Here is a 14,107-nt window from a genome sequence, read left to right on the forward strand (position 1 = left end):
GACTTACGGGGACCAGGGCGGGCCTGCCCCCCACCGTCCGCGGGTTCAAATCCCGTCGGCACCCGCAACCGACCGGATGCCGTCACCTCATGGACGTTTCTCCCGGCGTGCGAGGTCCGGGGGCCTGGGTCCGCGGGTCATCGGGCGTCCCCGAGCGCCCTGCCGATGCGCCGGGTCTGCCGCCACCGCTGGAACTCGGGCAGGTTCGCGAGGTCGGCGAGGTCCTCGAAACCGGGGTCGCGGGTGAGGACCTGGTCGGCCACCCGGTAGGCATCGTCGGTGCGGCCGAGGGCGAGCAGGACGCGGACCCGGGTGTCGTGGATGAAGTCGTGCGACGGGCCCTCGGCCTCGACCAGCGCCTGTTCCACGGCGGTCAGCGCGCGCTCCGGCTCGCCCATGCGCAGCAGATGCCAGGCCAGGGCGTTGCCGGTGCGGCGCCCGACCTCTTCCTGGAAGGCGCCCTCGTCGGTGAAGTGCCAGATCGTGTCGGGCAGCAGGGCCAAGGTCCGTTCGGCGTACCGGACGAGTTCGGCGTCCAGGACGGGGCGGTCGGCGTCCGACGCGTTGCCGGCGAGCTCGCCCAGGGTGTTGACCAGGGCGTAGTGGGCGTAGAGCCGGTCGTGACCGGAGTAGCACGCGCCCGGCACGCAGAGCGCGATGGCCTGCTCGTAGGCGGCGACCGCCGCCTCGCCCCCCTTGGCGGAACCTTCCCTGACCAGGGCGTGCACGGCCTGCCAGTTCGGATCGTGGACGACCTCCTCGGCCCCGGTGCCCCTCAGGTCGATTCGGGTGCCGGGGAACGTCGCGCGCAGCCGGTCCAGGGTCGGCCGGTCGAGCTCGGTGTCCCGGAGATTCACGGACTCCAGGTGGCGCAGGGCGAAGAAGGCTTCGGGAAGGGTCGTGAGCTCGTTGAACGCCAGGTCGATGTGGCGGAGGTTCGGCGTACGGACGAAGGCGTCTTCGGGCAGGGACCTGAACGCGGTGCGTATCTTCTCCCCCTCGAAGGTCTCCTGGCCCCAGCGGTCGAGTTCCAGGTGCTCCAGGGTGGTGATGTCCCAGATGCCGGTGAGCAGGTCCCTGGAGGCCGGGGGCTGTCCGGTCCACGGGGTGTGACCGCTGAGCCGCAGCACCCGCAGGCGGGGCAGCCGGGCCAGCTCGGGCAGCCGGGTCAGCCGGGCGGACGCGCAGGAGTTGAGGTTCAGCTCCTCCAGCGCGGTCAGGTCCAGCAGCGTGTCGGGGACGGACTCCAGCCAGGTGTCGGACAGGTCGAGGGAGCGCAGTCCCGTCAGTCGGGTGACGGCCTCGGGGAACGGGACCAGGGTGTCGCAGTAGTAGCGCCCCTGGTTCAGGCAGGACAGGTCCAGCTCGCGCAGGGCGTGCAGCCGGTCGATCCATTCGGGGAGCCGGCAGGTCAGATGTCCGGCGCGCAGGACCTCCAGGCGGCCGAGGTCGCCGAGGGACTCGGGGAGTTCCGTGAAGCGGTTGCCGGATATCTCCAGCACCCTGAGGTTCCGGAGGGCGCCGATGGATTCGGGCAGCCCGGTCAGCCCCGTTCCCGACACGTCGAGTTCTTCCAGAGCGGTGAGTTCGCCGATGCGTGCGTCGAGTGCGCCGAGGTCGGCGTTGTCCGCGAGGGACAGGACGCGCAGTCGGGGGAAGGCGAGCAGCTGCTCCGGGAAGCCGCGGAGCCCGCATTCGGAGAGGTCGAGTTCGGTGACCTCGTCGGCCCGGTCCAGCAGCGAGTCCAGCTCCTCCAGCGCGATGACGCGGCTCGGGCGCACCCCGGCGCGCAGCACCTGGCGTCCCTCGCCCATGGCCTCCTGGATCTTCCTCGAGTCGGCCTCGCCGTGCTTGTTCAGCAGTTCGGGCAGCAGGATGCCGCTCAGTTCCCCGTCGGTGAAGTCGACGGGGACGTTGGTGCGGCAGGGGTCGCCGACGAGGAGGGACTGCGGCTGCTCGGCGAAGTCCAGAATGAAGTACAGCATGCCGATGACGATCGACGCGCGGGTGCTGCCGCGCACCGTGAGGATGCCGCCGTCGTCCCCGTACGAGCCGCGAATACCGCCCGTCACCTCCAGGTTCCCGCGCACCAGCACGTTCGGGCAGCCGTACAGGAACACGTTCCGGGCCCGCAGGGTGCCCGTCACGACGAGGAAGTTGCCGCCGCTGTTGTCCCACCAGTCCAGGTCGCCGTCGACGGTGAGGTCGCCGTCCACCACGGTGTTGTACGGGATCCAGTCCTCGTCGCCCTCCGGTTCCAGGTGCCCCGCGACGTGCAGCCCGCCCTCGTACAGCCGGATCTCCTGCTCGTCGGCGAAATCGGCGTACGGGTAGCCGATCCCGTCGGAGATCCGGAAGCGTTCCTCCGCCTCCTCGACGGTGATGACGCGGTACCCGGCGGGTGAGTTGACCGTGGTCATGGGGTCCTGGTCGGTCATTCCTGGTCGCTCCCTCGTTGCTGGCTGTCCAAGTGGCCCGGGGGCCTGTTCGGTGGGGCTGCGTACGGGTCGGGCGGCCGAGGGGACGGGCCCGGGGCGGTGCTCCCGCGGCTCTCGACGCCTCCGAGGTCCTCGGTGCTCCGGGGCATGCCGGTCGTGGCGACGACCCCTCTGCCGGTGTCCGCCAGCAGCGTTCTACAGCACGGCTGTGACAACGCCGTCCCCGTGCCCACGACGGCGGGACCGGGAGCGGTCGGCGGTGCGACACCGTCGAGTAGCCTCTGCGGGAACGAACCCGACCGAATCCGAACGACCTGTGAGCGACCAGTGATTCGAGACCTGTACAACGTCCGGTGGCAGCCCGCGGAGGACGGTCCCACTCCGCTCACCGACGAGGAGGAGCGGCGCGCACGGGCGGTGCTGTTCAGCGAGCTCGGCAACACGATCGCCGACCGGGGCTGGGTCCGGTTCCCCGCGTACTCCCCCGAGGAGCGCCGTCGGCTGGTCGACGTCGCGCACCGTCTCACCTCCCACTGGGGGCAGCAGGTGTTCGTCGAGGCCGAGGACCAGTGCTCGTTGCGGCTCTTCCTCGCCGGGTACGGGACCCGGCCCGCGCAGCCGTCACTGCCGCAGCCGCAGCCGTAACTGCTGTCGCGGCCATGGTCCTGGCCGTGGCTCCGCCCGGGAAATCGCACTACGCTCGTGACCGTGCCCGCATACCCGTCGAACGAAGCGGCCATCCAGCGGTGGAACGGTTTTCCCCGCGAGGCGATGGAGGCGATGGACCCCGACGGCGACTTCGCCAAACGCCATCTGGTCAATCCGGTGCTGCTGCGCATGCTCGGTGACCTGCGCGGCAGGAACGTCCTGGACGCCGGTTGCGGGCAGGGCTACTTCAGCCGCATGCTCGCCGACCGCGGGGCCCGGGTCACCGCCGTCGAGCCCACCGACGCGATGGTCGGCTACGCCCGGGAGCGGGAGGAGGCCCTGCGGCAGGGCATCCGGTACGTCCAGGCCGACCTCGCCCGGCTGCCCGAGCGGATCGGCGGCTTCGATGCCGTGATGTGCAGCATGGTGCTGGCGTCCGTCCCCGACTGGAAGCCCGCCATGCGGGCCTGTGTGCGGGCCGTGCGACCGGGCGGACTGTTCGTCTTCTCCGTCAACCACCCCGCCTTCGAACAGCTCCTGGCCACCTGGCGCACCCACGGCGCCCACCGCACGGACCGGTATCTGGAGGAGTACGAGATCCCCCAGCCCCACGCCTCCGACTTCCACCGCCCGGTCTCGGCCTACCTCAACGAACTCGTCTCCCTGGGTTGCCGGTTGCGCGAAATCGCCGAGCCCGGCCTCGACCCCGGGGTGGCCGAGGAGGCGCGTCCGGCCACGCCCGGCATCGAGAGCTACGTCCACCTGCCCAACTTCTTGATCGTCGCGGCCGAGCGCGACTGAACCGGCGGTCGGACGCGGCTGAACCGGCCGCCGGGCCGGCCCGATCACCCGGGCAGGTCCCGGACGATCTCGACGCTCAGCTGGAAGCCCAGCTCCTCGAAGCCCAGCGCGTCCGCGACGCGCCGGGAGGCGGGAAGCCGCGCACGCCATTGCGGCAGCAGTCCGGCGGCGAGGGCGTGGGCGACCGTCGCCGAACCCGTCGTCCTCGCCAGTCCCCTCCCCCGGGCCGCCGACGCGGTCAGCACGCCGATGTGGGCGGTCCGGTCCGGCCAGGTCCGATAACCGGCGGCAGCGACGACCCTGCCGTGCTCACGGACCACGAAGGCGGGCGATGTGATCTCGTCCAGCGCGGCCTCTCCGGCGTCGTCGTCACCGACCGACCGTTCCAGGAGCCGCAACTCCGGGTGGTCACACGGCAGTTGCTCCACCACCGGCCCGCTCGTTCCCACCGGGCGAAAACCCTCGGGGGACACGTACGACAGCGCCGCCGGTCCGAGCACCCCCGCGGCGGGCAGCACTTCCCGGACCCGGGCACCGTCCACGACGGCCCCCGCCGGCAGCCGCCCCAGCGCCTCCCGGACGATCACGGCGGCATCCTCGGTCGGTACGGTCACGATCACCGAGCCGCCCAGGGCCACCACCCCGGCCCAACCGGCCGGGCACAGCCCCGATGACGGGGAGATCGCCACGTTCACCCCGCCCATCGGTGCGAACGACACCGGCACCCCGGCCAGGTTCTCCCACAGCCCGCGGGCCCGGAGCAGCAACGCATCCTTCGACATGGCCCCGATCCTGCCAGCCGGGGGCGGAGCCGGGGCCAAAATCGGGGTCGGGGTCGAGGTCGGGGCCGGAAGCCGACGGGAGGGGTCGGGGTCAGCCGGGGAGCATGGCGCGTCGGCCGGGGGCCGCGGAGGACTGCATGCTCATGCCGCCGTCGACGACGAGGAGTTGTCCGGTGAGGTAGCGGGACTCGTCGGAGGCGAGGAACACCATGGTGTGGCCGATGTCCTCGGGAGAGCCCAGGTACGGCAGGGCGTTGCCCTTCCTCAGCGCCTCGACGACGTCCGCGGGGAGGTTGTTCTCCAGGGCGGGGGTCATGACCGCGCCGGGGGCGATGGCGTTGCAGCGCACGTTCTGCGGACCGTACTGGACGGCGATCGACTTCGTGATGCTGACCACCGCCGCCTTGACCGCGCCGTAGGAGGTCTGCAGGACGTCGCCGACGAGAGCGGCCACGGAGGCCGTGTTGACGATGGAGCCGCCACCGGCCCGGATCATGTGGGGCACCGCGTGCCGGGAACCCAGGAGGGTGCTGCGCATGTTGAGGGCGACGGCCCGGTCGAACTCGTCCATGTCCATGCGCAGCAGGTCCAGGTCCTTGCGCGGGTTCGTCCCGCCGACGTGGTTGCACAGGACGTGCAGGGAGCCGAACTCCCCCACGGTCGCGGCCACCATGTCGGCGACCGAGCCCTCGTCGGTGACGTCCACGGTGACGGGCAGCGCCCGGCCGCCCGCGGCCTCGATGATCCCGGCGGCCTCCTCGGCGCTCCGCGCGTCGTGGTCGGCGACCACGACGCGGGCGCCCTGCCCGCTCATCAACTCGGCGGCGGCCCTTCCGATGCCGCTGCCCGCGCCGGTGATGACCGCGACCTTGTCCTTGAGGCGTTCCATGGCCATGTCCTTTCGAGGCGGATTCCCGCCGTGGAGCGAGCGGTACGTACGGGGTCGCGGGAGGCCGCTTCCCCGCGTGCACGGATGCCGGGAGCGGTCTCACCGAGCCCGATGAGCATCGCGCACACAATATGCACAGTACACATGATGTGCATTGTGCACAAACATGGTGACGCGGCCCCCGTGTCGGAAACGGAATGGGCGATGATGAGGGGAACCGATGGTGGAAGAGGTCCGAGGGCATGAGTGAGCAAGAGCGTCGGCTGGGTGATCTGGAACGGGAGCTGACCCTGTTGTCCCGGCATTTCGTCGCCGCGCGGGGACCTCGCATCGGTCAGAGCCTGGAACGCTCGGCCTACGTCCTGCTCACCCGGCTGGAGGTCGGTGAGCCCCTCACGCTGAAGGAGCTGGCACACACCTTCCAGGTCGACGTCTCCACCATCAACCGCCAGATCAGCGCCATGCTCCGCAACGGCCTGGTGGAGCGCATCCCCGACCCCGACGGCGGGCTGGCCCGCAAGTTCCGCCCGACCGAACTCGGTCTGGAGCGTCTGGAGGCCGATCGCGCCATCAGCCGCGCGGGGACCACGCGCCTCATCGGGGCGACGGGGTGGACGGACCGGCGGACCGAGCAGTTCCTCACCCTGCTGGTCGAGTTCAACCAGGGCATCGAGCGGCTCGAAGGGCTCTCCTGGTCCCGCACGGCCGGGACGGAGAGCCCCCCGGTCGCGGACTGAACCGGTACGCGGACCGGCCCTGCGCGCGAAACAGCCGGGAGAAGGGCCCGGTCGGCGTCATGCCGTGGCGAACCACTCCTCGGCGAGCGCGGACAGCGTCCGCTTCTCCGGTGTCCCCAGTTCCCGCAGATACCAGGAGAGGTTGCTGTACACGTGCAGCAACGTGTACGCGAGGAGCCGGTCCGGTTCGAAGGTGCGGCCGTACGCCCCCGCGAGCCGGGCGAGCAGTCGCGGATCGCCCCGGGTGACGAACACGCCGACCCCGACGAAGTCGTACGCGCGGTCCCCGATCATGGCCGGTTCGAAGTCGAAGAGCCCGGTCAGACGCCATCCGTCGGGATCGACCAGGAAGTGCTGCCGCATGACCTCGGTGTGCAGCAGGGAACGGTGCGGGTCGCGGGGCAGCGCGGTCGAAGCGAGGAACTCCGGGATCTGCTCCAGCCACTCGGCCGACAGGCCGTGTCTGCGCTGCTGTTCCACGGTCTCGTCGCGCCGCCGGTCCACGAAGGCACCCCAGTCGCCGGGGCCGAGGACGTCCGCGAGGGGGCCGGGGTCGAGGGAGTGCAGGACCGCGAGGGCCTCACCGATCTCGGCGACGAGCCGTTCGCGGTCGGCCCGCGGCACCCGGTCCCAGGCATGGGCCAGGTTCTCGCCGCGGAGCCGGGACATCAGCACGTACCGCCAGCCGTTCTCGTACGCCCCGGCCTCACGCACCCGCGGCGTCTCCACGGGCAGCCGCCCCTGGAGGTGGGACAGGACGCCGCCCTCGGCGACGCCGTCCCGCGCGGCGGCACCCGGGAACAGTTTGAGGACGTGTTCGTCGCCCACCGCGTAGACCGGCTGCGATCCCTCGGAGAACCGGGTCAGCGGTTCACCGGCCAGCCCGAGGCGCGCGCAGAGATCCTCCGCCCCGGGCCGCATCACCGTCTCGTCGGGGACGACCGCGTCCCACTCCTCGTCCGTTTCCACCGGGGGCAGCATGATCCGGACCGTAGGCGGCCCGGCCCGGTGGAAGCAACGGAATTTCCCGTACGCCGGAATCTCCCGTACGGCAATGCCCGACCGCTCAGCCGATGTGCTCCCTGCGCCGGTGCGGGTGGGCCGGGTACACGCCGAGGATGCGCACCTCGGACGAGAAGAAACGCAGCTCGTGCAGGGCGAGTCCGACCCGGGACTCGTCGGGGTGTCCCTCGATCTCGACATAGAAGCGGCTGGCGTTCAGCCCGGCGCCCATCTGGTAGCTCTCGATCTTGGTGAGGTTCACCCCGCTGCTCGCGAACCCGCCGAGCGCCTTGAACAAGGCGCTGGGGATGTTCCGCACGCTGAAGAAGAGGCTGGTCATCGTCGGTTCGCCGGTGTTCGGCGCGAAAACGGAATCGCGTGAGAGGACGACGAACCGCGTGGTGTTCTCCGGGTCGTCCTCGACCTGCGGGCGCAGCACCTCCAGGCCGTAGAGCTCCGCGGCGGCCGGCGGGGCGAGCGCCGCGTGCCGCGGGTCGCCCAGCTCCGCCACCTCGCGGGCCGCCCCCGCGGTGTCGTCGCTCACGAGGGTGCGCCAGCCGCCCTCGCGCAGAACCTTCCGGCACTGTCCCAGGGCGTGCACATGGCTGCGTACGTACTCCACCCCGTCGGGCGTCGCACCGGGAACGCCCATGAGGTCGAAGCGGATGGCGAGGAAGTACTCGGCGATGACGAACAGGCCCGACTCCGGCAGCAGTTGGTGCACGTCCGCGACGCGTCCGGCCGCGGAGTTGTCCACCGGGATCACCGCCACGTCGGCCATGCCGAACGTCACGGCGTCCAGGGCCTGCTCGAAGCTCGTGCAGGCCAGCTCACGCCCCTCGGGGTACAGGACGCGGGCGGCGGTCGCCGAGTTGGACCCGGGCTCACCTTGGTATGCGACGGTCGTCACCGTGTTTGGCCTTCCGCTGTGAAATGTCTCGCCGGGTGGAAGAAGGTCCACCGCGAGCCGTATGTGCTGCAAGTGGCAGTAGCAGTATCGACGCGTCTCCCGTGGCCGGGGAACGCGGGAACGGCGGTCGGCACCGCCGTCCGCGCGACGGGAGACCGGCCGGTTCCGCCCGGATCACCCCTCGCCGACGCCGTGCTCCCCATTGCGCCGTAACAGGTCCTGGTATTACGCCGTAATAGGTTCCGGACCCGTCCCGAAGGGTTCCTCCTCCGGGCCCCGGCCGCGGGGCCACTGCTCCCGGCACCCGGTCGGGCGATAGGAAGCGTCCACCCCGGTGCGTGTCCGACTGCTCGTCAAGTTCCCCTTTCTATCGCATCCTTGGCCCCGCTTCCATCGCGCCCTCGCCCCCCTGGCCTCACTTCCGTCGTGTCCCCGACCCGCCCGCGCGCCCCGCCGGACGCTGGCATGATCTCGGCCATGGGTAACTGGTTCATGCAGACGGGCCACGGCGTGCGGTTCGAATGGGGCCCCGACGGGGCGGCCCTCCTCGCGCAGGACGCCGCCTGTCTGGTCGTCGTCGACGTGCTGTCGTTCACCACGTCGGTGACGGTCGCGGTGGAATCGGGAACCAGGGTGTTTCCCCACCACCGGCGCGACGAGACCGCGGCGGCCCTCGCCGCCGAGGTGGGAGCCCGTCTGGCCGTGGGCCGGAGCATGGTCACCGAGTCCTCGCCGTGGTCGCTGTCCCCGGCCGCGCTGCGCCGTGCTCCCGCCGTTCCCCGACTGGTGCTCCCCTCGCCCAACGGCTCCACCATCGCCGCGACGGCCGGGGACTCGACCGTGGTCGCCGGATCGCTGCGGAACCCGAGCGCCGTCGGCCGGTGGCTGGCCGACGGCGGCTACGGAACGGTCGAGAGGCCCGTCGCGGTGATCGCCTCGGGCGAGCGCCGGCCCGACGGCGGTCTCAGGCCGGCCCTCGAGGACCTGCTCGGCGCCGGGGCCGTGATCGCCGCGCTGCGCCGGCACGGCCGGGACCGGCTCTCACCGGAGGCCGCCATGGCGGCCGCGGTCTTCGACGGGACGCGGGACATCGGCGCCGCCGTCGCGGACTGCGCCTCGGGGCGCGAGCTCATCGGCATCGGTCACGCCGACGACGTCGCCGTCGCGACGGAGCTGGACGCCTGCGAAATCGCGCCCGTCCTCGTCGACGGAGCGTTCACCGCCGCCTGAGCCCCCTCCCGTCCTCCTTCCTTCACCCGTTCCTTTCGGGGCTGCGGGCCAGCAGGTCGCGCAGTGCCTTCACGACGTCGGCCGGGGCCTCCTCCGCCATGAAGTGACCGCACGAGACGGTGGTGTGTTCCAGGTCCGCGGCCCAGGCGCCCCACAGGGCGGCGGCCTCGTACCCGAGCGCGGCGCCCCAGTCCTGCTGGAGGACCGAGACCGGCATCGTGAGCCGCCTCCCGGCCGCGCGGTCGGCCCTGTCGTGCTCCACGTCGATGCCGGCGGAAGCCCGGTAGTCCGCGACGATGGACGGCACCGCGTTCCGGCATGCCTCCAGGTAGGCGTCGCGGATGTCGGCCGGCAGGGCGTCGGGATCGTCGGTCCAGCCGTCGAGGAAGTGGGAGAAGAACGCGTCGGCGCTCGCCCCGATCATCGTCTCGGGCAGGCCGGGCGGCTGGGCCATCAGGTACAGGTGGAAGCCGACGGCGGCCGTCGTGCCGTGCATCACCTCCCACATGTCCAGGGTGGGGAGGACGTCCAGGCAGGCCAGGTGGGTGACGGCGGCCGGATGGTCGAGTCCGGCGCGGAACGCCACCAGGGCGCCCCGGTCGTGCCCCGCCAGCGCGAACCGGTCGTGCCCCAGACTCCGCGCGAGCGCGACGACGTCGGCCGCCATGGTCCGCTTGGAGTAGGTGCCGGGCCCCTGTTCCCGCGGCTTGTCGCTGTCGCCGTAGCCGCGCAGGTCGGGGCAGATGACCGTGTGGTCGGCCGCGAGGTCCGCGGCGACGTGCCGCCACATCAGGTGGGTCTGCGGGAAGCCGTGCAGCAGGACGACGGGCGGCCCGCTGCCGCCGACGGCGACGTTGAGCTCGACGCCCTCGTCCACCCGGGTCCGCCGGTACTCGAATCCCGGAACGGTGCGGTCCATGGTGCTTCTCCTTGCTCCGAACGAATCCTTCCCGGACCTCGGCGGCGATGACCGCCCGTCCGGTGCCTCCACCCTGCGGGGCTCCGATCAGCAACGGATCAGCGCTTGTAGGTTGGAACGGCTCCAGCGGGGCCACGCCACCGGGACGGCTCCGGCGGGTTGCCCGCCGCGTGCGCGGGAGCGGAAAGAAAGGGCGACGAGGGTGCGTGTGGAATTCGGGGTGCTCGGGGCGGTGATCGCCCGGAACGGGGCGGGGGACCTGCTTCCGCTCAAGGGCCCCAGGCACCGCGCGGTCCTGGCCAGGCTCGTCGTCGCCCACCGGCGGGTCGTGCCGGTGGCGCGGCTGGTGGAGGACCTGTGGGACGAGCCCCCGGCCGATGCCGTGGGCGCCGTGCGCACCTTCGTCGGTGATCTGCGCCGGGCCGTCGAGCCCGACCGGCCGCCCAGGACCCCGCCCCGGCTGCTGGTCACGGAGGGGCCCGGATACGCCCTGCGGGTCCCGAAGGACGATGTCGACGCGTGGCGGTTCGAGGCCGTGCTGGACGGGCTGGGCGACGCCGGGCCGGACCGGGTGGCCGACCGTCTCGCCGAGGCGCTGGGCTGGTGGCGCGGCCCCGCCTTCGCGGACTTCGGCGACGAACGCTGGCTGCGCACCGAGCGCTCCCGGCTGACCGAGTTGCGCCTGCACGCCGTCGAGCGCCGGGCGGAGGCCCGCATCCGCCTGGGCGACGCGGCCGGTGCCGTACCCGATCTGGACGCGCACGTGGCGGAGCACCCGTGGCGTGAGGAGGGCTGGCGGCTGCTCGCGCTGGCGCTGTACCGCTCAGCCCGGCAGGCCGACGCGCTGTCCGTCCTGCGGCGGGCGCGCGGCATGCTGCACGAGCACCTGGGGGTGGACCCCGGGCCCCGGTTGCGGCGGCTGGAGGAGGACGTGCTGCGGCACGCCGGTCATCTGGACCCCGACGCCCCGTCCGCGGTGGACCTGGTGTGGAGCCGGGCGACCGCCGCGTACGAGAGTTCCCTGGCCGCCCGGGCCCGTACCCGACTGGAATCGACGGCCGGTCTGATGCGGGATCTGGCGGTCACGGGCGGGGGTGGGCTGGAGTCGGCGCGGCAGCACAGGGTCGCGGCCGTGGCCGCCGCGGAGCAGTTGGGCGACCCCGAGCTGACGGCGCGCGTCATCGGGCTGTACGACGTACCGGCCGTCTGGACCCGGTCCGACGACCCGGAGCAGGCGCGGTGGCTGGTGGGGGCGGCGGAACGGACCCTTCGGCTGCTGCCGTCCGGGGGCCACGACGCGACGCGCTGCCGGCTGCTGGCGACCGTCGCCGTGGAGTCACGGGGCGTCCTGCCGACGGACGGGTCGGTGTCCGAACCGGTGTCCGAACCGATGAACGGGCCGGTGTCCGAGCCGGGGGAAGGAACGGTGGACGGGTCGGTGTCCGGAGCTGCGGCCCGGCCCCTCCTGGCGGCCCGGCGGGCGGAGGAGATCGCCCGTCGGCTCGACGACGCCTCGCTGCTCGCCTTCGCCCTGAACGGCACCTTCATGCAGACGTTCCGGCGGACCGGGCTGGCCGCCCGCCGGGACGCCGTCGGGGCGGAGCTGGTGGCCCTGTCGGCACGCCACCAGCTGGTCAGGTACGAGGTGCTCGGCCATCTCGTCCGGATCCAGGCCCGGTCCGCGGTGGCGGACCTGGCCGGGGCCGACCGGCACGCGGCGGCGGCCGACGCCCTGGCCGCCCGGCACGATCTGCCGCTGGTCTCCGTCTTCACCACCTGGTACCGGGCGCTGCGGACCGCGATGACCGAACCACCGGCCGCGGCCCTGGCCGCCTACGAGGAGGCCGCGCGGTGCCTGCCCGGTTCGGGGATGCCCGGGCTGCACAGCGGCCTGCTGCCGTTGGCGCTGCTGAGCGTGCGCCTGCGGCACGGGGAGCCGGTCGTCGCGGACCGCGATGCCGACTGGGGACCGTACGAGCCCTGGGTGCGCCCGGTGCTCCTGGTGGGCGAGGGGCGGGTCGAGGAGGCCGGCGAGGCGCTGCGGGCCGCCCCGGCACCGCCGCGCGACCTGATGTCCGAGGCCATGTGGTGTCTGGTCGCACGCGCAGCCGTCGCCGTCGGCGACCGGGACGTGATGGCGCGGGCGCGGGCTGAGCTCGCCCCCGCCGCGTCCGAGCAGGGCGGGGCGGGCAGCGGCCTGATCACGCTGGGACCGGTGGCGGACCACCTCGGCATGCTGGCCTCGGCCTCGGCATCAGCCCCGGTCTCGGACTCGGACTGACCGACCGGGGCGGCGCCGCGGCTCGCGGGGCGCCGGTCACCTCTCGGCCGTGGGGCCGTCGTCCTCGCCCGAGGACTTGTCCGGGTCGTCCGCCTCGGTGATCCGTGTGGCGACGCCCTTCTCCAGTACGACCGTCGCGAACACCCCGCCCTCGCCCGCCCGTTCCAGGTCGTCCTGGGTGCAGCGGCCGGCCGCCTCCGGGGCGGGCTCGCCGCAGATGGTCCCGGCGCCGCGGATCTCGGTCTCCTCGGAGACGGCGAACGGCCGGCTCTCGCCGGACACGTGTATGGAGTACCTGCCCGGCGTCAGGTACGAGACCGTGCCCGGCCCGAACGTTCCGCTCACGCCGTCGGCGGCGGACGGGTTCTGCGAGCCCCCCGTCGAGGTCTCCGCCGAACCGGGCGCCCCGAGGCGGAGTCACCCCCCTGACACGCCGTCAGGAGTGGCACCCCGGCGGCGAACGCGGCCGCGATCAGCAGGGACTTGGCGCCGCGGATCGAGCGCATGGTCTGTGCACCTTTCGACATGGGCCCGCCCGTGTTCCCGTGGGGCCCGGCGGGAAGCCGTTGCAGAGTGGTCCCACAGCTTCCCGCCCGCCCCGGCCCGAAGTCGGGTGGTCATGACCGTCCCGTCACCGACTCGCGACACTCCCCGGTGCGCACGCCACCGCGGAGGGCCGTCCCGGCGGTCGGCCGGCGCAGCGGGTCGTACCGCTGGTCAGGGACGCGGTCCCGGCTCCGCGGCCGGTGCGGGGGCGGCCGTGCCGGTCACCGCGCCCAGGGCGAGTTCCCGGCTCCTGCGGACGTGGAGGAGGGTGATCGCCCCTGCGGCGTCGGCGTCCCCGGCGGCGATGCGCTCGTACATCTCGCCGTGCTGCGCGCGCATGGGGGCGGGTTCCGTGTTCAGGCCGAACAGCAGCCGCAGCTGGCCGCTCAGCCGCTGCATGAGCTGGGCGAGCAACGGGTTGTCGGCGAGGGCCACGACCTCGTCGTGGAAGGCGGTGCCGGCGTCGTTCTCCCGCGTCCGGTCCCCGGCGGCGGCCGCGGCCTCCGCCCGTTCCAGTACGGCCCGCAGATCCGCCATGATGCCGGGTCCGCCGGGACCCGCGAGGGCCACCCGGCGGGCCGCGAGGCGGGACGCCTGGATGGCCAGGGGCTCCCACACGTCGTACAGGTGCTCCACGTCGGCGCGCTCCAGCCTGCGCACCCGCACGCCGCTGTGCGGCAGCAGGTCGAGCAGTCCTTCCTCCACCAGGGCCCGCAGCGCCTCCCGCACCGGTACCCGTGACATCCGGAGGTCCTCGGCGATCTCGCGCTCCACGACCCGGGTGCCCTGTGCGTAGCTGCCGTCGATGATGCGTTCCCTGACGGCCCGGCGCGCGACCTCGCTCAGCGGTGTGCGCGCCGTCGGCGCGGACGGCCGTTCTCCGTCCCCGTCTTCCTTCCGGCCGGTGCCTGCCGTCACGTGTGC

The 14,107-nt window shown here is 72.8% G+C and carries 13 protein-coding genes; 5 read left to right on the plus strand and 8 right to left on the minus strand.

The window, feature by feature from the left end; translation table 11 throughout:
• Nucleotides 1-137 precede the first annotated feature (137 nt).
• Nucleotides 138-2,438 carry a leucine-rich repeat domain-containing protein gene (locus EAO76_RS39305; RefSeq protein ID WP_148841032.1) on the minus strand — a complete coding sequence of 767 codons (2,301 nt, stop codon included), beginning with the start codon at nucleotides 2,436-2,438 and terminating at the stop codon, nucleotides 138-140.
• A gap of 327 nt (nucleotides 2,439-2,765) precedes the next feature.
• Between EAO76_RS39305 and EAO76_RS39310 the strand changes: the two genes are divergently transcribed.
• Both EAO76_RS39310 and EAO76_RS39315 read left to right on the plus strand, forming a co-directional pair.
• Nucleotides 2,766-3,083, plus strand: a complete 318-nt coding sequence (locus EAO76_RS39310; protein WP_148841033.1) for a hypothetical protein — start codon at nucleotides 2,766-2,768, stop codon at nucleotides 3,081-3,083.
• Nucleotides 3,084-3,146: 63 nt separating this feature from the next.
• Complete coding sequence (locus EAO76_RS39315) at nucleotides 3,147-3,887, plus strand: class I SAM-dependent methyltransferase (protein ID WP_262376137.1); 741 nt, start codon at nucleotides 3,147-3,149, stop codon at nucleotides 3,885-3,887.
• Nucleotides 3,888-3,931: 44 nt separating this feature from the next.
• On the opposite strand, the gene EAO76_RS39320 is transcribed toward EAO76_RS39315, so the two are convergent.
• Together EAO76_RS39320 and EAO76_RS39325 are read right to left on the minus strand one after the other, a co-directional pair.
• Complete coding sequence (locus EAO76_RS39320; RefSeq protein WP_148841034.1) at nucleotides 3,932-4,669, minus strand: GNAT family N-acetyltransferase; 738 nt, start codon at nucleotides 4,667-4,669, stop codon at nucleotides 3,932-3,934.
• 91 nt (nucleotides 4,670-4,760) lie between these two features.
• Nucleotides 4,761-5,558: an SDR family NAD(P)-dependent oxidoreductase gene (locus EAO76_RS39325; RefSeq protein ID WP_148841035.1), complete on the minus strand. Its 798-nt coding sequence runs from the start codon at nucleotides 5,556-5,558 to the stop codon at nucleotides 4,761-4,763.
• 242 nt (nucleotides 5,559-5,800) lie between these two features.
• Here EAO76_RS39325 and EAO76_RS39330 point away from each other — a divergent pair, with 242 nt between their 5' ends.
• Nucleotides 5,801-6,295 carry a MarR family winged helix-turn-helix transcriptional regulator gene (locus EAO76_RS39330; RefSeq protein ID WP_148841036.1) on the plus strand — a complete coding sequence of 165 codons (495 nt, stop codon included), beginning with the start codon at nucleotides 5,801-5,803 and terminating at the stop codon, nucleotides 6,293-6,295.
• A gap of 57 nt (nucleotides 6,296-6,352) precedes the next feature.
• On the opposite strand, the gene EAO76_RS39335 is transcribed toward EAO76_RS39330, so the two are convergent.
• A complete protein-coding gene (locus EAO76_RS39335; protein WP_187438976.1) occupies nucleotides 6,353-7,276 on the minus strand; it encodes an aminoglycoside phosphotransferase family protein in 924 nt (307 codons plus the stop codon).
• 85 nt (nucleotides 7,277-7,361) lie between these two features.
• Nucleotides 7,362-8,207, minus strand: coding sequence for a prephenate dehydratase (locus EAO76_RS39340; RefSeq protein ID WP_148841037.1), 846 nt, complete (start codon nucleotides 8,205-8,207; stop codon nucleotides 7,362-7,364).
• A gap of 477 nt (nucleotides 8,208-8,684) precedes the next feature.
• Between EAO76_RS39340 and EAO76_RS39345 the strand changes: the two genes are divergently transcribed.
• Nucleotides 8,685-9,437 carry a 2-phosphosulfolactate phosphatase gene (locus tag EAO76_RS39345; RefSeq protein WP_148841038.1) on the plus strand — a complete coding sequence of 251 codons (753 nt, stop codon included), beginning with the start codon at nucleotides 8,685-8,687 and terminating at the stop codon, nucleotides 9,435-9,437.
• Nucleotides 9,438-9,459: 22 nt separating this feature from the next.
• On the opposite strand, the gene EAO76_RS39350 is transcribed toward EAO76_RS39345, so the two are convergent.
• On the minus strand, nucleotides 9,460-10,356 hold the full coding sequence (locus EAO76_RS39350) for an alpha/beta fold hydrolase (protein WP_148841039.1): 897 nt from the start codon (nucleotides 10,354-10,356) through the stop codon (nucleotides 9,460-9,462).
• Between the two features lie 202 nt (nucleotides 10,357-10,558).
• Here EAO76_RS39350 and EAO76_RS39355 point away from each other — a divergent pair, with 202 nt between their 5' ends.
• On the plus strand, nucleotides 10,559-12,637 hold the full coding sequence (locus EAO76_RS39355) for an AfsR/SARP family transcriptional regulator (RefSeq protein WP_148841040.1): 2,079 nt from the start codon (nucleotides 10,559-10,561) through the stop codon (nucleotides 12,635-12,637).
• 36 nt (nucleotides 12,638-12,673) lie between these two features.
• On the opposite strand, the gene EAO76_RS39360 is transcribed toward EAO76_RS39355, so the two are convergent.
• Nucleotides 12,674-12,982, minus strand: a complete 309-nt coding sequence (locus EAO76_RS39360) for a hypothetical protein (protein WP_148841041.1) — start codon at nucleotides 12,980-12,982, stop codon at nucleotides 12,674-12,676.
• Between the two features lie 372 nt (nucleotides 12,983-13,354).
• Nucleotides 13,355-14,101, minus strand: a complete 747-nt coding sequence (locus tag EAO76_RS39365) for a GntR family transcriptional regulator (protein WP_148841042.1) — start codon at nucleotides 14,099-14,101, stop codon at nucleotides 13,355-13,357.
• Between the last annotated feature and the right edge of the window lie 6 nt (nucleotides 14,102-14,107).

Source organism: Streptomyces sp. sk2.1 (assembly GCF_008120935.1).
Classification (GTDB): domain Bacteria; phylum Actinomycetota; class Actinomycetes; order Streptomycetales; family Streptomycetaceae; genus Streptomyces.

Bases quoted from the DNA above. Each gene is read 5' to 3' on its own strand.
- EAO76_RS39325 (WP_148841035.1), bottom strand. From the start codon at position 5,558: ATGGAACGCCTCAAGGACAAGGTCGCGGTCATCACCGGCGCGGGCAGC.
- EAO76_RS39305 (WP_148841032.1), bottom strand. From the start codon at position 2,438: ATGACCGACCAGGACCCCATGACCACGGTCAACTCACCCGCCGGGTAC.
- EAO76_RS39320 (WP_148841034.1), bottom strand. From the start codon at position 4,669: ATGTCGAAGGATGCGTTGCTGCTCCGGGCCCGCGGGCTGTGGGAGAAC.
- EAO76_RS39330 (WP_148841036.1), top strand. From the start codon at position 5,801: ATGAGTGAGCAAGAGCGTCGGCTGGGTGATCTGGAACGGGAGCTGACC.
- EAO76_RS39345 (WP_148841038.1), top strand. From the start codon at position 8,685: ATGGGTAACTGGTTCATGCAGACGGGCCACGGCGTGCGGTTCGAATGG.
- EAO76_RS39350 (WP_148841039.1), bottom strand. From the start codon at position 10,356: ATGGACCGCACCGTTCCGGGATTCGAGTACCGGCGGACCCGGGTGGAC.
- EAO76_RS39335 (WP_187438976.1), bottom strand. From the start codon at position 7,276: ATGCTGCCCCCGGTGGAAACGGACGAGGAGTGGGACGCGGTCGTCCCC.